This is a genomic window from Pseudoflavonifractor sp. MSJ-37 (assembly GCF_018917965.1).
GTDB lineage: Bacteria > Bacillota > Clostridia > Oscillospirales > Oscillospiraceae > Pseudoflavonifractor_A.
Genome location: NZ_JAHLPP010000001.1, coordinates 235050 through 252621 on the forward strand (window position 1 = coordinate 235050; position 17572 = coordinate 252621).

Genomic DNA, 17572 nt, shown 5'->3' on the forward strand with positions numbered 1-17572 from the left:
GACGGCCCTTCGGTCGTTCCGTATCACATGAGCTTCACGGTGTAGTACACCGCCATCGCCAGGAGCCACACGGCCAGCACGCCGTAGAGCATCATGGTGGCGCCCATCACCAGGCCGATGACCTGGACCAGCGCCGCCACCAGACCGGTGGCATAGATCATGGTGTAGTTGGCCTCCTCCGGGAGGACCTCCAACTTCCGGCCCTTCCAGGTCAGCACGCCGTCCCCGTTCTGGAGAGCGTGGGCGATCAGCGCTACGGCCACCAGAAGGACCACCTCAGCGGCCAGATAGCCGTACACCGCCGTGGGGTGCGCCACCCGGCGGTCCAGCAGGAACAGGCCCAGGAAGCCCGCCGCGCTCATGACGGCCATGGCGAAGAATTCCCGCTGATAGAGGTAGTACACCAGCGCCAGCGCCGCCAGACAGGGCACCGCCACGTAGAGGACCTTGATGCCCGTGCCCGCGTAGAGCTTGACCGCCACGGCACAGACGGCCAGCACGCCCAGCACAGTGGTCACCACCTGGGGCAGGAGCTTATGGGGGCCCTTCTTCCAGGAGACCACCCACCAGACCAACCCGGCCAGGAAGCACACCGGGAGCGCCACCGCCAGCACATCGAACACGCTCCGAAGCGCCACCGCGATCTGGATATCCTTCACTTTATAATCGGCATAATACCGGTTGAGGAGCAAAAGCAGAGCCTCTAGAACAACAGAGCCGCCGATCCAGATGAGGACGCGGTTCATCGCCGCTTCCTCCTGCTGTTTGGCCTGGTCCGCTCTTTCTCTCTTATCCATGCATTCATCTCCTGTGTCATGCAACGTTAGTCTCGCATTCGTATATTTTAGCAGATGCTCCCTGATTTTGCAACAGGAAAAACCCGCTTTTATGTCGCCTTGGATATTTACCGGGCCCGTCCTGATATGGTACAATGAGGACCGGATACCGGCCCTGCGCCGGACCTGAAAAAACGATCTTGGGAGCTTCGACTATGTGGAACCGTCACCTCTCTCTTCTCCTGCCCGTGGTCCTGCTGACGGGCCTCCTGCTCTCGGCCTGTTCCGCGCCCACGAGCGCCTCCGCCGGGGAGGAGCCCGCCGCCCGGCAGGTCTTCGCCATGAACACGATCATGTCCCTCCAGCTCTATGGCCCGGACAAGGAGGCCGCGCTGGAGGCTGCCGTGGACGAGATCGGCCGTCTGGATGCCCTCTTCGACCGGAACGACCCGGACAGCGACATCGCCCGCCTCAACGCCCACGCCGGGGACGGTTCCCCGGTGGCCCTGGCCCCGGAGACGGTGGAGGTCCTCTCCGCCGCCCTGGACGCCGGGACGGACACGGACGGGGCCTTCGACGTGACCGTGGCCCCAGTGATCGACGCCTGGGGCTTCGGGACCGGCGACGCGGCCCAGTACCGCCTGCCCAGCCGGTCCGAGCTGGACGGCCTCCTGCCGCTGGTGGACGCCTCCGCCCTCCATGTGGACGCCTCCGCCGGGACCGCCTGGCTGGATCGGGCCGGCATGGAGGTGGATCTGGGCGGCATCGCCAAGGGCTATACCGCCGCCCGGCTGGACGCCCTGCTGGATGGGTATGACGTGACCGACGCCCTGCTGGACCTGGGCAGCAGCACCATCGCCCTGCGGGGGACCAATGCCGCCGGCGATCGCTGGCGGGTGGCCGTCAAGGACCCGAAGGACCCGGACCGGTCCCTGCTGGTCCTCTCCCTGTCCGACGAGACGCTGTCCACCTCCGGGGCCTATGAGCAGTGCTTCACGGAGGACGGCGTGACCTATCACCACATCCTGGACCCCCGCACCGGCTGGCCGGGCCAGACCGGCATCTGCTCCGTCACTGTGGTGGGCGGGGACAGCGCCCGCACCGACGCCCTGTCCACCGCCCTGTTCCTGATGGGCCCCGACGAGGCGCTGGACCTGTGGCGGCGGGACGGCTCGTTCGACTGCGTGCTCTGCCTGGAGGACGGCCGGATCCTCCTCACCGAGGGGCTGGAGGACCGCTGTGCCTTTGCGGACGATACGGACAAGGAGGACGGCCATGGCTGGAACTGTGAGATCGTCCGCCGCTGACCGGCGGCGGCCCACCCTCTGGGACGGGGGCGTGGCCCTGCTGATCCTGGCGGCGGCGCTGGTGCTGCTCTGGCTCCTGCGGCCGGTCCCGGCGGACCGGCTCACCGCCGAGGTCCGGATGGACGGGGCCCTGCTCGGCGCCTATGACCTGTCGGAGCTGGGCGGCCGGACCGAGACCGTGGAGCTGGACGCCCCCTATCCCATGACGCTGGAGCTCCGCTCCAACGGGGTCCGAGTGGCCCACAGCGACTGTCCCAGTCAGGACTGCGTCCACACGGGCTGGATCGGCCGGGCGGGGGAGCAGATCGTCTGCCTCCCCAACAAGTGCATCATCTCCCTGACCGGCGGCGCGGATGCATCGGCAAACGACTTTGACGTAGTGGCGGGGTGAAAAGTTCCCGCCGGAACGACTTTTTCGAGGGACCCTTAGAAGGAGGCATCATGATGGGAGACTACCTGCTGGCACTGGACCAGGGCACCACCAGCTCCCGGGCCGTGGTCTTCGACCGCACACAGCGGATCGTGGGCATGGCCCAGAAGGAATTCACGCAGCACTATCCCCGGGAGGGATGGGTGGAGCACGACGCCATGGAGATTTGGTCCTCTCAGTACGGCGTCATGATGGAGGTACTGGCCCAATGCGGCCTCACCGGGGCGGACATCGCCGCCATCGGCATCACCGACCAGCGGGAGACCACGATCCTCTGGGACAGGGAGACCGGCCGGCCCATCCACAACGCCATCGTGTGGCAGTGCCGCCGCACGGCCCCGCTGGTGGATGACCTGCTGGCCCGGGGCTATGGAGACCACATCCGGGCGGTCACCGGCCTGGTGCCCGACGCCTATTTCTCCGCCACCAAGATCCGCTGGATCCTGGACCATGTGGAAGGGGCCCAGGCCATGGCGGAGGAGGGCCGCCTCCTCTTCGGCACGGTGGACAGCTGGCTCCTGTGGAACCTGACCGGCGGAAAGGTCCACGCCACCGACCGGACCAACGCCTCCCGCACCATGCTCTACGACATCCACCGGCTCCGCTGGGACCCGGTCCTGCTGGAGGCGTTGGACATCCCGGCCGCCCTCCTGCCGGAGGTCCGGGACTCCAGCGAGATCTACGGATATACGGACCTCCAGGGGGCGCGGGTGCCCATCGCCGGGATCGCCGGCGACCAGCAGGCTGCCCTGTTCGGACAGGCGTGCTTCTCCCCAGGCGAGGCCAAGAACACCTACGGCACCGGGTGCTTCCTGCTGATGAACACGGGCTCGGTGCCCTGCGCCAGCCGGAACGGCCTCATCACCACCATCGCCTCCAGCCTCGGGGGGAAGGTCCAGTACGCGCTGGAGGGCTCCGTGTTCGTGGGCGGCGCGGTGATCCAGTGGCTCCGGGACGAGATGCGCTTCCTGGACGAGAGCCGGGAGGCGGAGAAGTATGCCCGGTCCGTGCCCGACACCGGCGGGGTCTATCTGGTGCCCGCCTTCACCGGGCTGGGCGCGCCCTACTGGGACATGTACGCCCGTGGCTGTCTGGTGGGCCTGACCCGGGGCACGAAGCGGGAGCACATCATCCGGGCGGCACAGGAGTCCATCGCCTATCAGGTGGCCGATCTGGCCGCCGCCATGGAGAAGGACACGGGCCTCCAGCTCACCGACCTGAAGGCGGACGGCGGGGCCAGCCGGGATGCCTTCCTGCTCCAGTTCCAGGCGGACATCCTGGACCGCCCGGTCCAGCGCCCGGTCGTCCGGGAGACCACCGCCCTGGGAGCCGCCCTGCTGGCGGGCCTGGCTGTGGGCGTCTGGAAGGACCTGGATGAGCTCCGGGCCTCCTGGCGCCGGGACGCCCTCTTCACGCCGGACATGGCGCCGGACCGCCGGGAGACCCTGCTCCGCGGCTGGCACAAGGCCGTGGGCCGGAGCCTCGACTGGGCGGAGCATTGACGCCCGACCGCTCCACGCTCTGCCTACGACGATTCTCCTTGACGATCGCCCGCCTGCTTTGTATAATAGGAGAAAAGCGATGATGGGAAGAAGACAGGGAACGTCTCATCCAGAGAGCCGGCGGCGGGTGCGAGCCGGTATGAGGGCCCCCTGTGGATACTGGTCCCGGAGTTGTCCGCCTGAATCGGAAGTAGGGCGTGCCGACTGGCCTCGTTACCGGCTGTGGCCTTGCTGGAGGCCGTGAGCGTCTGCCGGAGACGGCGGACGGAACCAGGGTGGTACCGCGTACATGACTGCTACGCCCCTGACCGATTATGGTCAGGGGCTTTTGTTTTTCCCTCTGGCCCAAACTTTCTACGTTCTCATATTTTGGAGGTACAGCACGATGAGCAAAGGTTTCGAGAAGTATATCCCCTTCGTCCCCCTGAAGATGGAGCACCGCTCCTGGCCCGACAAGCAGATCAGCCATCCCCCCGTGTGGTGCTCCGTGGACCTGCGGGACGGCAACCAGGCCCTGGTGGACCCCATGAACCTGCAGGAGAAGCTGGAGTACTTCCACACGCTGGTGGACATCGGTATCAAGGAGATCGAGATCGGCTTCCCCTCCGCCTCGGAGACGGAGTATGAGATCTGCCGGGAGCTGATCGAGGGCGGCCACATCCCAGACGATGTGACCATCCAGGTGCTGGTCCAGGCCCGGCCCCATCTGATCCAGAAGACCTTCGAGGCCATCCGGGGCGCCAAGCACGTGATTCTCCACTTCTACAACTCCACCTCCACCCTCCAGCGGAAGGTGGTGTTCCACATGGACATGGACGGCATCACCAAGATCGCCACCGACGCCGCCAAGCTGATCTACGAGCTGTCCCAGCCCGTCATCGCCGAGGGCATGGACCTGCGGTATGAGTACTCCCCCGAGTCCTTCATGGGCACCGAGATGGATTACGCCGTGGAGATCTGTCAGGCCGTGCTGGAGGACCTCCACGCCACCCCGGAGAAGAGGGTCATCCTGAACCTGCCCACCACCGTGGAGAACTGCATGCCCAACTACTTCGCCGACGAGCTGGAGTACTTCATCTCCAAGCTGCCCAGCCGGGACTGCGCCATCATCTCCCTGCACCCCCACAATGACCGGGGCGAGGGCGTGGCCACCGCCGAGATGGGCCTGCTGGCTGGCGCAGAGCGGGTGGAGGCCACCCTCTTCGGCAACGGCGAGCGCACCGGCAACGTGGACATCGTGACCCTGGCCCTGAACATGCACACCCAGGGCGTGGACTCCGGCCTGGATTTCTCCCACATCAACCGGATCCGGGAGATGTACGAGCGCTGCACCAAGATGAAGGTGGGCGAGCGGCAGCCCTATGCCGGCGAGCTGGTGTTCACCGCCTTCTCCGGCTCTCATCAGGACGCCATCAACAAGGGCAGCCAGTATATGCAGGAGAGCGGCTCCGGCAAGTGGGAGATCCCCTACCTGCCCATCGACCCCGCCGATGTGGGCCGGCAGTACGAGCCCATCATCCGCATCAACTCCCAGTCCGGCAAGGGCGGCGCGGCCTTCGTCATGCAGCACTCCTTCGGCTTCGACCTGCCCAAGGCCATGCACCCGGAGTTCGGCCACATCGTGCAGGTGGAGACCGACCGGGTGGGCACCGAGCTCCAGCCCCAGCGGATCTACGAGCTCTTCAAGGAGAACTACATCGACGCCGCCAAGCCCTATGAGCTGGTCCGCCACGCCTTCGCCGAGTTCACCGACGAGGAGGGCCATTCCCACGTGACCTTCTCCGGCACCCTCCGGCACAAGGAGACCGTGTTCCAGGTCCAGGGCTCTGGCAACGGCCCCATCGACGCCTTCTTCAACGCGATCCACGGCCAGAAGATGGACCACTTCACCTTCGTGGACTACAAGGAGCACGCGATCAAGCAGGGCTCCGACTCGCAGGCCGTGGCCTACATCCACCTCCAGGATGAGAACGGGAAGGACTGGTTCGGCGTGGGCATGAGCCACAACATCAACCTGGCCCCCCTCCGCGGCATCCTGTCCGCCATCAACAGGGCTGTCACCGCGAAGGACTAAACACGTTCTGCCGGACGATCCGCGACTGAGCGGGATCGACAGGGCCGTCCGCCGCCTGTGCTACCCTCCCTTCGGGGGTGAGCGCTTCCACGGAGAGGGAACGTGCTCCAGCCGTACATGGGGGCGGAGGGGGGCTGCTCCCCCCGTTTGTCTGTTCCGCCAAACTTTACGGGCGGGGACCGGAATGGTCCCCGCCCGCTTGCATTTTCCGCCCGATCCGGGTATGCTTTTAGAGAAAAAAGACATCGAAAATGAGGAGACACAGCATGAAGCATCTCTTGGACAGCCATACCCACACCGTGGCCAGCGGCCACGCCTATTGTACTCTGCTGGAGATGGTCCGGGCCGCCGCCGACCAGGGCCTGGAGCTCATCTGCATCACGGACCACGCGCCCGCCATGGAGGGCACCACCTGCCCCGACTACTTCGCCAACCTGGGCGTGATCGACCGGGAGATCTTCGGCGTCCAGGTCATGGCCGGCGTGGAGCTGGACCTGCTGGACAGCGAGGGCCATGTGGATCTGGACCATCGGCTCCTGGCCCGGACGGACATGGCGATCGTCAGCCTGCACACCAAGTGTATCCCCACCGGGGATACGGCGGAGGCCTATACCAACGGGCTCGTCCGCGCCATGGAGGACCCCTATATCAACATCATCGGCCACCCGGACGACGGTCGCTATCCGCTGGACTACCCCACGCTGGTCCGGGCCGCCGCCGACCACGGGGTCCTGCTGGAGGTGAACAATAGCTCCCTGACCCCCGGCGGCTTCCGGCAGAACGCCCCGGTCCACTGCGCGGAGATGCTGAAGATCTGCAAGAAGGAGGGCGTTCCGGTGGTCATCGGCAGTGACGCCCACTTCTTCTCCTATGTGGGCCGCCATCAGTACGCCGAGGCCCTGCTGAAGGAGCTAGACTTCCCCGAGGAGCTGGTCCTGAACCGCGACCCCGCCGCCTTCCGGGCGGTCATCCAGACCAAGCGGGCGCAGGCGCGGAAGGGATGAAGAGGATAGATAATAATAGAAGGGTAGAAGGATGAAAAAGCTGGAGGGACGCTTCTGGAGGGCGTTCCTCCAGCTTTTTGCGCGCAAAGTCCGTAGAATGGGACTGTCATCGTGTTATGATGCGGAAAAAGGAATGAACTGGGAATGTTCGGCGAAAAGACGGAACGGGAGAGATGACGGATGGAATATTTGTGTGCCTCCACTTGATTTCTAGGCGAAATAGTGTATAATGAAATATACGAGGTGAGAACGATATGCTGGACCGAATGCCCCAAGCGATGCAGGGAACAGCGGCGGAGAGGCGCGCCGCCCTCGTGGCCAAGACAGATGCGGTGGACGAGCGGCTATGGCTCCCCCTGACGATCCATCTTCAGGACATAGCGTCCGTCATGCGGTATCTGGTGGAGGAATGGCTGCCGGAGCGGTATCATGAGAGCCTCGGTCTGAGCCGGGAGGACTTCATGGCATTGGCAACTGCGGCGGCGATGTTCCATGACATCGGAAAGAGCACCAAACTGTTCCAGTGGAGGATCACGGAGCGGAGACCGGAGCTGCGGGAACGCCTCCTGGATCTTGGGCTGGAGACGGAGTTCCAACAGCTGAGAGTGGATATCAGGCTCCCTCACGGCGCGGCTGGGGCAGAACTCCTCCGGCTGGAGGGCTTCGGGAGCAGTCTGGCCGCTGTGGTGGGGGCGCATCATGGGACTCCGGAGAGCTGGACAGATGTGGAAGACCAGCCGCTCTGGAGGGTCTCGCCACGGTCCTTCGGGTGGGAGAGCAGCAAAGACCGCTCTGGTCCGTGGGACGCGGTCCAGAAGGACCTGATTCGATGGGCGATGGAACAACAGGGACTGGAGTCTCCCGGGGCTCTGTCGGAGTGTTCAATCACGGCACAGATGGCCCTGACCGGTCTCGTCATCATGGCGGACTGGATCGCCAGCAATACGGCCTATTTCCCACTGATCCCTATGGAGGGACTGCCCGGGGAGGCACCGTCGGAGCGGGCGGAACGGGCGCTTGGGAAACTGCGTCTGCCAAAGCCGTGGAGCGTGTCGGAGGACTGGAAGTCCGAGGACTATTTCGAGGGACGGTTCGGTTTCGCCGCCAATGCGGTCCAAAAGGAGATGGAGAGAGCAGCGGCGGAGATGGAGGCACCCGGCGTGATGATCCTGGAGGCGCCTATGGGACAGGGCAAGACGGAAGCGGCGCTGGCCGCCGCGGAGATCCTGATGCAGCGCTTCCACTTGGGCGGAGCGGCCTTTTTCCTGCCTTCACAGGCTACTTCCAACGCCATGTTCCACCGGATGATCCAGTGGGCGAAGCATCAGCCGGACGCGGTCCGGATCGCCGTAGAACTGGTCCACGGTCAGGCGGGACTCAATGCAGAGTTCGAGGCGCTGGAGGAGGGGCGGGCACAGGTCGGACAGGGAGAGGCGGATGAGGAGTCCCTGACCGTCCACTCCTTCTTCCAAGGACGCAAGACTGGATTACTGGCGGATCTGGTGGTCGGCACGGTGGACCAGCTCCTGATGGCGGGACTGAAACAGCGCCATGTGATGCTGAGGCACCTGGGCCTGACCGGGAAGGTGGTCATCATCGACGAGTGCCACGCCTATGACGCATACATGAACATCTATCTGGACCGGGTGCTGGACTGGCTGGGCGCTTATAAGATTCCGGTGATCCTGTTGTCGGCCACGCTCCCGGGAAAACGCCGGGCGGGACTGCTCCGGGCCTATTCGGGACAGCGCAAAGCCAAGAAGCGGCAGACGGAAGAAGCGGAGACCAGCCAGGCCTATCCGCTGTTGAGCTGGATGGTGGATGGGACCGTCCATATGGATCCGATCCCGGACGGAGGAGAGCGCCGAAGCGTGGCGGTCCGGCGGGTGGAAGAGGACGTGGCAGCCGAAGCGGCTGGACGGGCGCTGGAGCAGGGCTGCGTCGGTATGATCGTCAACACGGTGAAGCGGGCGCAGGCTCTGCGGGACATCATGGCGGAGCGATATCCAGAGGCTGTGGTCCTGCTGGACCACTCCCGATTTCTGGCGCAGGACCGGCTGGAACACGAGGAAGAGATCCTGGACCGGGTCGGAAAGCGGTCCACGCAGGAGAAGCGGAAGGGCGTGCTGGTCATCGGCACTCAGGTGCTGGAGCAGTCTCTGGACCTGGACTTCGACCTGCTGATCACCGACCTGTGTCCTATGGAGCTCCTGCTCCAGCGGATCGGCCGTCTGCACCGGCATCCCAGACTGCGGCCGCAGGGGCTGGAAGAGGCCCGATGTCTGGTGATGGGAGCGCAGGACACACTGGAGCGCGGGAGCAGTGCCGTCTATGGAGACTATCTCCTCCTGCGGACCCGAGCCCTCCTGCCGGAGACGATCCGTCTGCCGGAGGACATCTCTCCGCTGGTACAAAAGACCTATGATGAGACCTGGTCCCCGGAGGACAGTCCGGAGTATGGAGCGGCAGAAGAGACATACCGGCTGGAGCAGGGGAAGAAACAGCAAAGGGCGAAGGGCTGCCTCCTGCCCCGGCCCGTACGGGGCATCGACCCCGACGGCATCGTGGGCCTGATGGATGACGCGCCGGGTCTCACGGATCCACAGGCCCGTGCGGCCGTCCGGGACGGAGACAGCGCCATCGAGGTGCTGGTGGTGCGTCGGACAGAGGATGGGGATCTGGAGTTGCTGTCCGGCGCGGAAAAAGGGACCCGATACCGGGCGGACAGCCAGCCCAGCAGGGAGGAAGCGAAGGCCATCGCGGCCCAGCGCCTGCGTCTGCCGGCCTATTTCGGCAAGCAGTATCGCGCGGAGGAGGTCATCCGCGAACTGGAACGCCGGACCTGGTGTCTGCCGCTCTGGACGCAGGCACCGATGCTGACCGGAGAACTGTTCCTGGTCCTGGAGGCGGATGGGACGGTCGAGCTGACCGGGGAAAAATTGTGTTACGATCCGTTGGTCGGACTGAGAGAAGTGGAGGGAGAGCATGGAGCTGATCGAATTCAATTTGCTTGAGGAACCGTGGATCCGGGTCATGACGGAGGACTGTACGGTCCAGGAGCGGTCCCTGACACAGGTGCTTCTGGAGAGCCACAAGTATCGGCGTCTGGCCGGAGAACTGCCGACGCAGGACGTGGCGGTCCTGCGCTTGCTGCTGGCGGTCCTCCATACGGTGTTCTACCGGGTGGATTCGGAGGGGGAGGACGACCCCATCGAGGAGGAGGATCAGGCCATCGAGCGCTGGCGGGAGCTGTGGGAGGCGGGGCATCTGCCGGAACCGCCCATCCGTGACTACTTAGAAGCGTGGAAGGACCGCTTCTGGCTGTTCCATCCGGAGCATCCCTTCTATCAGGTCCCGGGGGCCGGGAAGGGGACGGGCTACACGGCCGCCAAGCTGAATGGAGAGCTGTCGGAGAGCAGCAATAAGCTCCGGCTCTTCCCAATACGGGCCGGGAGGGAAAAAGAACGCCTCACCTATGCGGAGGCGGCCCGGTGGCTGGTCACGATCATGGGCTTCGATGATGTTTCGACCAAAGTAGAGACCGGAACGGGCCCAGGGTGGCTGGGCCAGCACATCGACCTCTATGCGACCGGAGATGATTTGTTTGAGACCCTCATGCTGAACCTTGTCTTTACAAGTGGAGAGGACACCATAGGAGAGGACACCATATGGGAAGAAAGTGTGCCGGCTTGGGAGAAACCCCCATTGAAAGAAGCGAAAAAGCGGCAAGTCGAAATGCCTAAGGACCAGGCGGGGCTGTTGACATTGCAGTCCAGGAGGATACTTTTGTACAGAGAGTCTGACAGAGTAGTAGCTTATCGGGTCACTGGAGGCGATTTTTTCGGGAAAGATGGAGATGTGGACGCATTCAACGAACAGATGACGCGATGGAGAAAAGAAGAGCGGAGCAGGACAAAAAAATTTTTTAGACCTGCCAAAGCAAATCCTGAGAGACAGATGTGGAGAGATTTTGAGACGATCATTGATGAGAAGAAAGAGGGACATAGACCGGGGATCGTAAGATGGGTACAGGAACTGAAAAAAGCAAAGGCCATGGGGAAGAAGATCGTCCACATCTCGTCGGTAGGTGCTGTGTATGATGCCAAGGGAAGTTCCATAGTAGAAGTCGTTGCAGATCACTTGGATTTTCATGCGGAACTTCTAGATGAAGTGGGAGGTCTATGGAACGAACGAATCCGTCAGACAATCGAGCGGGTCGATAAGGCGGCGTGGCTCCTTGGGAAACTGGCGGAGGAGCTCTTCCGGGCCGGGGGCGGTCTGCCGGACAGCCCCACACAGACGGCCAGAGTCCATCAGGCCAAACAGGAGTATTATGGCGCGGTGGACCTCCCGTTCCGGGGCTGGCTCCGGTCCATCAATCCGAAGCAGGGCAATGAGGAGGAGCTCCGGGCGGAAAAAGATATGGAATGGCGGCGGACAGCCTATCGGCTGGCGATGGAACAGGGCCGGAGGATGGTCCGCAGCGCCGGAGCGGCGGCCTTCACCGGCCGCTGGGTGAAGGACAGGAAAACAGACCGGGAGATCTGCCTCTCCTCGTCCAGTGCGTTTGACCGTTTTTCTTGGAGTATTCGGAAATGTTTTGGTATCGAAACGAAAAAGGAGGGAGAAGCCGATGGATGACCACAAGGCGATGGTGCGGTCCTATGTGCGGAAACGGCTGGGACAGTGGCAGAGGGAGACCAATGTCCATCTGCTCCGGGCGGATCTGGCGAACCTGCGCCGGGGGATCGGAAAGCGTCCCGGAGCGCTTCCGGAGCTCTGGGGCCTGCTGTTCCGGGACTTCCCGGAGGAACTCATGAGCCGGACCGGGGAGCCGACCTGGGCGGAATGGGCGGTGTCCGGCGCGCTGACCATCTATGCCCTGCATCAGCAGGGCACGGGAGAGAGCGTCCACGCGGAGGGCCAGCGGCTGGGCCTGGCCGTCCGCAGACTGGCGGGCGGCGATGAGGACCGGCTCAAGGCGGTCCAGCGCCGGTTCAATGCTTTTGCTACGGCACGGGACATGCCGGAGTGTATGCACCACCTGCGGGGGCTGGTCCAGCTCCTGCGCAGGGAAGGGATCCCGCTGGACTATGTGGAACTGGCGGGCGATCTGTATGAGTTCCAGACGCCGGAGGGGGCCGACCGGGTCCGCCTGCGCTGGGGACAGGATTTTTACCGGACCGTGGTCCGGGACGAAGATGGAAAGGATGACGACCATGCGTAACGATGAACGACTCTACGTAGATATCCACGTGCTCCAGACTGTGCCCCCCAGCTGCGTGAACCGGGACGACACCGGAAGCCCCAAGACCGCCGTCTATGGCGGCGTGACCCGGGCCCGGGTGTCCAGTCAGGCGTGGAAGCGGGCCATGCGGCTGAAGTTCCGGGAGATGCTCTCAGAGGGGGATGTGAGCCAGCGGACCAAGATGGTGGTAGACCTCATCGCGGCGGAGATCATCGCACTCTCTCCGGACTGTTCTGAGAAGCAGGCGCAGAGTCTGGGCCGGAAGGTCCTGGAGGCGGCCGGCATCAAGATCAAGGAGGACAAGGAGAAGCTCAAGACCGGCGCGCTGTTCTTCATCAGCCCCAGTCAGGTCCATGCCTTGGCAGCGATCGCGCTCCGGGAAGGAGATGGAAAATTCGACAAAGCGGAGTGTCAGGCCGCGCTGAAGAGCATGCCCGGTGTGGATCTGGCGCTGTTCGGACGGATGGTGGCGGACGATCCCTGCCTGAACTATGATGCGGCAGCACAGGTGGCCCATGCGATCTCCACCCATGCGGTGGAGAACGAGTATGATTACTTCACGGCGGTGGACGACTGCTTCCCGGAGGACAATGCGGGTGCGGGGCATCTGGGCACGGTGGAATTCAACTCCTCCACTCTGTACCGCTATGCCACCGTGAACGTGGGCGAGCTGGAAGGGATGCTGGGCGGGAAAACGCCGGAGGCGGTAAAAGCCTTCCTGGAGGCGTTCATCCGCAGTATGCCCACCGGGAAACAAAACACCTTTGCCAACTGGACCCGGCCGGACGCCGTCTATGTGACGGTCCGTAGAGATCAGCCCATCAATCTGGCCGGGGCCTTCGAGAAGCCGGTCCGGGCCGGGAACGAGGGCCATGTGGGGAACTCCATCCACGCCCTCGTGGAGTACGCGAAGGAGACCTATGCGGATTTTGCCTCCGCACCGGTGCTGGCCCTGACCGTGGGCAAGGGCATGGAGGGACTGGGAGAGCCCCATTCGGTGGATGAGTTGCTGGATGCGCTGGAGGCCTGGCTGAACAGCCATGAGGCACAGGGATGAGCACGCTGCTCTTGCGTCTGGCAGGACCGATGCAGTCCTGGGGGACGGACTCGAGATTCGACATCCGGCGCACGGGCCGGGAGCCCAGCAAGAGCGGCGTGCTCGGTCTGGCCGCCGCGGCGCTGGGCATCCGGCGGCGGGACAAAGAGGCGCTGCGTCCGCTGGCAGAGCTCCGCTTCGGCGTCCGGGTGGACCGAGAGGGCTCCATGATGCGGGACTTCCACACGGCGCGTCCGGCCAAAGGGAGCCCCTACGTGACGGAGCGCTATTATCTGGCGGATGCCGTGTTCGTGGCGGGATTGGAGAGCGGGGACAGAGGACTGCTGGAGCGGATCGGACAGGCCCTGCGGGCCCCGGCGTTCCCGCTGTATCTGGGGCGGCGCTCCTGCCCGCCGGTAGGACGCGTCTTCCTGGAGATCGTCGAAAAGCCTCTGGAAGAGGCCCTGAGGACCACCGCACCGCCGGGAGCGACTCGGCTGGTCCTGGACGCGGAGCCGGGGGAGGGGGGCGGTCTCATCCGTGATGTACCGCTGTCCTTCGATCCGGCCCGCCGGGAGTACGCCTACCGCCGGGTGACCGAGCGGTATCTGGGCTCTGACGCGGAGCATAATCCCATGGCGGAATTGGAGGACTGGATATGTACCTGACACAACTGCATCTGGATGGGGGCAGCCGCCGGACGCTGACGGCACTGTCTTCCCCAAACAAATTCCACGGGGCGGTCGAGAACGCGTTCCAGGGGCCCAGAAAGCGGAACTTGTGGCGGATCGACCATCGGAACGGTCAGGACTATCTCCTCCTCCTCAGTGAAGAGGTCCCGGATCTCACTGAGGCGGCGGACCAGTTCGCGCCGCCGGGGGAGACTTGGCAGACCAGGGAGTATGGGCCGCTCCTGGACCGGGTCCGGGCAGGCAGCCGATGGCAGTTCCGCCTGTGTGCCAGCCCAACTTACAGTGTCCCGGCGGGACCGGGCAAACGGGGGCGGGTCTGTGCGCACAGCACCACAGAGCATCAGATCCAGTGGCTGTTGGAACAGAGTGAGAAACATGGTTTCTCGCTGGAGCGGGACGACTTCACCGTCACGAAAGTGAAGTGGTACCGCTTCCGGAAGGGGACCACGGGCCATCAGGTGACCTTCCTGGCCGTGACCTACGATGGGACCCTGGAGGTCCGCGACCCGGACCGCTTCCGGGAGATGCTCTGCGGTGGGATCGGCCGGGGGAAGGCATACGGTGCCGGCCTCATGACGATCGTACACAGGGGAGAGGCTGATGGCTGAGATACCGGGCATGATCCGGCCGGAGTTGCAGGCCCTTCCCCAGATCGGGGACCGGATGACGTTCCTCTATCTGGAACGCTGTGTCCTGAACCGGCAGGACAGCGCCATCACCGTGACCGACGACCAGGGGACAGTGTTCGTGCCCGCCGCCGCGATCAGCGTACTGCTTCTGGGTCCAGGGACGAAGGTGACCCATCGTGCCATGGAACTGATCGGGGATGCCGGTGTCAGTGCCTTGTGGGTGGGAGAGCACGGCGTTCGATACTATGCCGGAGGCCGTCCGCTGACCCACAAATCGGATCTGCTGATCCGGCAGGCCCAGCTCGTCAGCAATACCCGCCTGCGGCTGGGCGTGGTCCGTCAGATGTACCGTATGCGCTTCCCGGGAGAAGATGTGTCCCAGCTCACCCTCCAGCAGCTCCGGGGCAGGGAGGGGGCCAGGATCCGCGCGGTGTACCGCCGTGCGTCGAAGGAGTGGAAGGTGCCTTGGAACGGACGGGCCTACGATCCGGATGACTTCGCAGGCGGAGATCCGGTGAACCAGGCGTTGTCCGCCGGCCACGCCTGTCTCTATGGGGCGGCCCATGCGGTGATCCAGGCGCTGGGATGTTCTCCAGGACTGGGATTCGTCCATACTGGACATGAGCGCTCCTTCGTCTATGACATCGCGGACCTGTATAAAGCGGATATCACCATACCGCTGGCCTTCGAGCTGGCGGCCACGGTGGATAAGGAACAGATCGGCTCTGCCATGCGGCGGCGGACCCGGGACGCCATGGTGCGCTGTCATCTCATGGAACGGATCGTACAAGATATAAGGACGCTGTTCGCCTGTGAAGGAGAAGAGACGGACGGCGGGGATGCGATCTATCTCTGGGACGATAAGAAAGGCATGGTAGAGAGCGGACGCTCCTACGGCATGGAGGAGGAGCGATGATCGTTGTGACGGTGACGGACTGCCCGCCCCGGCTCCGGGGAGACCTGTCCAAATGGCTGATGGAGATCGATACCGGGGTCTATGTGGGCCGGATGAGCCAGAGAGTTCGGGAAGAGCTGTGGAAACGGATCTGCGGCGAGTTGCCGAGAGGCCGGGCCACCATGGTGTATCCAGCCCAAAATGAGCAGCGGATGGAGTTTCGGGTCCACAATACGATCTGGCAGCCGGTGGACTTCGAAGGCCTGACGCTCATGCGGCGTCCTATCACGACCAGACCGCCGGAGGATGGGCAGAGACGGCCTCCCAGCAAAGCCGCGGTCAGTCAGATGGTCCAGGGGAAGCAGGCAGCCCGTGCCAGAAAAGAAGCGAGGGAGGGCTATGTGGTCATAGACATCGAGACCACGGGCCTGGACGCGGAACAGGACGAGATCCTGGAGTTGGGAGCGGTCCGTGTGATCAGCCACAAAATCGCGGAGTCGTTCTCCGCACTGGCCCGCCCTGTGCGTCCGATCCCGGATGAGATCACAGCCCTGACCGGGATCGGACAAGAGATGGTTTTCAAGGAAGGGAGAGAACTGTCGGAAGGATTGGAACGGTTTTGGAAGTTCATAGGCGAAAGCACTGTGGTAGGTCATAACCTCTCGTTCGACCTCGCTTTTCTGAGAAAGGCGAGTGTGCAGACTGGGATCTCTATGCCGAGGGTCTCCTATTGTGACACCCTGCGGCTGGCAAGAAGAGAGGTACGGGACATACCAGACTACCGGCTGGAGACGCTGGCGGCTTATTTCGGAATCGAGACAAAAGGCAGGCACCGAGCTCTGGAGGATTGCATCACGACCTTCCGGGTCTATGAGAAACTGAATGAAAACTGACTGCCGAGGGATCGAAAGCCCTTGATTTTCAAGGCTTTTTTTAGCCTATTCCCCGCACACGCGGGGGTGATCCCGATTCGCTCGAGGCGATGAGTCCGTCCTTTCCCTATTCCCCGCACACGCGGGGGTGATCCCAATCGGTCAAAATATTTAGGAGGACGAAACTTCTATTCCCCGCACACGCGGGGGTGATCCCCGGAGAGGAGAAGCCTGTGGAAAAGTGGTACGCTATTCCCCGCACACGCGGGGGTGATCCTTCTATTCGGATGTAATGCGTGGGCGGGTAAAACTATTCCCCGCACACGCGGGGGTGATCCCAGCAGGAACTATTGTACCCGCACCCGTAACCGCTATTCCCCGCACACGCGGGGGTGATCCTTTGCGTGCGCCTGCGTCTAGAGTCGGACGAACCTATTCCCCGCACACGCGGGGGTGATCCGTACGCCCATTGTGCTGACCGGGCGGCGGAGCTCTATTCCCCGCACACGCGGGGGTGATCCCATCAGCCCCGGCGGGCTGGTGCGGTACAAGCGCTATTCCCCGCACACGCGGGGGTGATCCTATGCCGCTAAAGTGAAAGCTGTATGCGAAGAGCTATTCCCCGCACACGCGGGGGTGATCCTTCGAGAAGGGAGCCTTCACCCGGGAAGAGGTCCTATTCCCCGCACACGCGGGGGTGATCCTCGGTTTCATATACACTCCCCCTTCAAGCCGTTCTATTCCCCGCACACGCGGGGGTGATCCGAGAGGTGGCCCCCGTGGAGTGGACCATCGTGACTATTCCCCGCACACGCGGGGGTGATCCTCGAAGCGGCCTTATGATGACATCGTGGAATGCCTATTCCCCGCACACGCGGGGGTGATCCCACCAGCGCCGCCGCCGCCGCCCGTGTCATCACCTATTCCCCGCACACGCGGGGGTGATCCCGGGCCATCGACACGGCCCTTGACGAACGGAAGCTATTCCCCGCACACGCGGGGGTGATCCCTACCAGAAGCAAGCGACGCTGGACTACACCGGCTATTCCCCGCACACGCGGGGGTGATCCTGAGGACTGGGGCGGCTCCTGCGCCGCTGCTGACTAT

14 protein-coding genes, 1 CRISPR repeat array and 1 other annotated feature (1 of these 16 running past the window's edge) are annotated in these 17572 nt (G+C 63.7%); of the genes, 13 read left to right on the top strand and 1 reads right to left on the bottom strand.

The annotated features are described in order from the left end of the window. Positions 1–23 precede the first annotated feature (23 nt). On the bottom strand, positions 24–797 hold the full coding sequence (locus tag KQI12_RS01070) for a hypothetical protein (RefSeq protein WP_216570012.1): 774 nt from the start codon (positions 795–797) through the stop codon (positions 24–26). A gap of 194 nt (positions 798–991) precedes the next feature. On the opposite strand from KQI12_RS01070, the gene KQI12_RS01075 reads away from it, so the two are divergent. The 13 genes from KQI12_RS01075 (at position 992) to cas2e (ending at position 16486) form a co-directional block, all read left to right on the top strand. Then, positions 992–2083 (top strand): FAD:protein FMN transferase, encoded by a 1092-nt coding sequence (locus KQI12_RS01075; RefSeq protein WP_216570014.1) that lies wholly within the window; start codon positions 992–994, stop codon positions 2081–2083. After that, entirely contained in the window at positions 2052–2474 is a 423-nt protein-coding gene (locus KQI12_RS01080; protein ID WP_253290757.1) for a NusG domain II-containing protein, read from the top strand. The genes KQI12_RS01075 and KQI12_RS01080 overlap by 32 nt, the downstream gene beginning before the upstream one ends. Before the next feature lie 53 nt (positions 2475–2527). Continuing rightward, positions 2528–4015, top strand: a complete 1488-nt coding sequence (gene glpK / locus KQI12_RS01085) for a glycerol kinase GlpK (protein ID WP_216571333.1) — start codon at positions 2528–2530, stop codon at positions 4013–4015. 70 nt (positions 4016–4085) lie between these two features. After that, positions 4086–4324, top strand: a binding site (T-box leader). 76 nt (positions 4325–4400) lie between these two features. Then, positions 4401–6089: a 2-isopropylmalate synthase gene (gene leuA / locus KQI12_RS01090; protein WP_216570016.1), complete on the top strand. Its 1689-nt coding sequence runs from the start codon at positions 4401–4403 to the stop codon at positions 6087–6089. Between the two features lie 266 nt (positions 6090–6355). Next, entirely contained in the window at positions 6356–7093 is a 738-nt protein-coding gene (locus KQI12_RS01095) for a phosphatase (RefSeq protein WP_216570018.1), read from the top strand. 254 nt (positions 7094–7347) lie between these two features. Continuing rightward, positions 7348–10107 (top strand): CRISPR-associated helicase Cas3', encoded by a 2760-nt coding sequence (gene cas3, locus KQI12_RS01100; protein WP_216570020.1) that lies wholly within the window; start codon positions 7348–7350, stop codon positions 10105–10107. Then, a complete protein-coding gene (gene casA, locus KQI12_RS01105; RefSeq protein ID WP_216570022.1) occupies positions 10079–11734 on the top strand; it encodes a type I-E CRISPR-associated protein Cse1/CasA in 1656 nt (551 codons plus the stop codon). The genes cas3 and casA overlap by 29 nt, the downstream gene beginning before the upstream one ends. Further along, on the top strand, positions 11727–12320 hold the full coding sequence (gene casB / locus KQI12_RS01110; RefSeq protein ID WP_216570024.1) for a type I-E CRISPR-associated protein Cse2/CasB: 594 nt from the start codon (positions 11727–11729) through the stop codon (positions 12318–12320). Before casA ends, casB begins: the two co-directional genes overlap by 8 nt. Next, complete coding sequence (gene cas7e, locus KQI12_RS01115; protein WP_216570026.1) at positions 12313–13398, top strand: type I-E CRISPR-associated protein Cas7/Cse4/CasC; 1086 nt, start codon at positions 12313–12315, stop codon at positions 13396–13398. Before casB ends, cas7e begins: the two co-directional genes overlap by 8 nt. After that, positions 13395–14045 (top strand): type I-E CRISPR-associated protein Cas5/CasD, encoded by a 651-nt coding sequence (gene cas5e / locus KQI12_RS01120; protein WP_216570027.1) that lies wholly within the window; start codon positions 13395–13397, stop codon positions 14043–14045. Before cas7e ends, cas5e begins: the two co-directional genes overlap by 4 nt. Next, positions 14036–14677, top strand: a complete 642-nt coding sequence (gene cas6e, locus KQI12_RS01125; RefSeq protein ID WP_216570028.1) for a type I-E CRISPR-associated protein Cas6/Cse3/CasE — start codon at positions 14036–14038, stop codon at positions 14675–14677. Before cas5e ends, cas6e begins: the two co-directional genes overlap by 10 nt. After that, entirely contained in the window at positions 14670–15614 is a 945-nt protein-coding gene (cas1e, locus tag KQI12_RS01130; RefSeq protein ID WP_216570029.1) for a type I-E CRISPR-associated endonuclease Cas1e, read from the top strand. The genes cas6e and cas1e overlap by 8 nt, the downstream gene beginning before the upstream one ends. Then, complete coding sequence (gene cas2e, locus KQI12_RS01135; RefSeq protein WP_216570030.1) at positions 15611–16486, top strand: type I-E CRISPR-associated endoribonuclease Cas2e; 876 nt, start codon at positions 15611–15613, stop codon at positions 16484–16486. The genes cas1e and cas2e overlap by 4 nt, the downstream gene beginning before the upstream one ends. A gap of 45 nt (positions 16487–16531) precedes the next feature. Next, positions 16532–17572: direct repeats of the CRISPR family, unit length 28 nt; unit sequence CTATTCCCCGCACACGCGGGGGTGATCC; it runs 1244 nt beyond the window's last position.

Excerpts from the sequence above, each read along its gene's own strand:
- KQI12_RS01070 (WP_216570012.1), bottom strand. The coding sequence starts at position 797 with ATGGATAAGAGAGAAAGAGCGGACCAGGCCAAACAGCAGGAGGAAGCG.
- KQI12_RS01075 (WP_216570014.1), top strand. The coding sequence starts at position 992 with ATGTGGAACCGTCACCTCTCTCTTCTCCTGCCCGTGGTCCTGCTGACG.
- KQI12_RS01080 (WP_253290757.1), top strand. The coding sequence starts at position 2,052 with ATGGCTGGAACTGTGAGATCGTCCGCCGCTGACCGGCGGCGGCCCACC.
- glpK (WP_216571333.1), top strand. The coding sequence starts at position 2,528 with ATGGGAGACTACCTGCTGGCACTGGACCAGGGCACCACCAGCTCCCGG.
- leuA (WP_216570016.1), top strand. The coding sequence starts at position 4,401 with ATGAGCAAAGGTTTCGAGAAGTATATCCCCTTCGTCCCCCTGAAGATG.
- KQI12_RS01095 (WP_216570018.1), top strand. The coding sequence starts at position 6,356 with ATGAAGCATCTCTTGGACAGCCATACCCACACCGTGGCCAGCGGCCAC.
- cas3 (WP_216570020.1), top strand. The coding sequence starts at position 7,348 with ATGCTGGACCGAATGCCCCAAGCGATGCAGGGAACAGCGGCGGAGAGG.
- casA (WP_216570022.1), top strand. The coding sequence starts at position 10,079 with ATGGAGCTGATCGAATTCAATTTGCTTGAGGAACCGTGGATCCGGGTC.
- casB (WP_216570024.1), top strand. The coding sequence starts at position 11,727 with ATGGATGACCACAAGGCGATGGTGCGGTCCTATGTGCGGAAACGGCTG.
- cas7e (WP_216570026.1), top strand. The coding sequence starts at position 12,313 with ATGCGTAACGATGAACGACTCTACGTAGATATCCACGTGCTCCAGACT.
- cas5e (WP_216570027.1), top strand. The coding sequence starts at position 13,395 with ATGAGCACGCTGCTCTTGCGTCTGGCAGGACCGATGCAGTCCTGGGGG.
- cas6e (WP_216570028.1), top strand. The coding sequence starts at position 14,036 with ATGTACCTGACACAACTGCATCTGGATGGGGGCAGCCGCCGGACGCTG.
- cas1e (WP_216570029.1), top strand. The coding sequence starts at position 14,670 with ATGGCTGAGATACCGGGCATGATCCGGCCGGAGTTGCAGGCCCTTCCC.
- cas2e (WP_216570030.1), top strand. The coding sequence starts at position 15,611 with ATGATCGTTGTGACGGTGACGGACTGCCCGCCCCGGCTCCGGGGAGAC.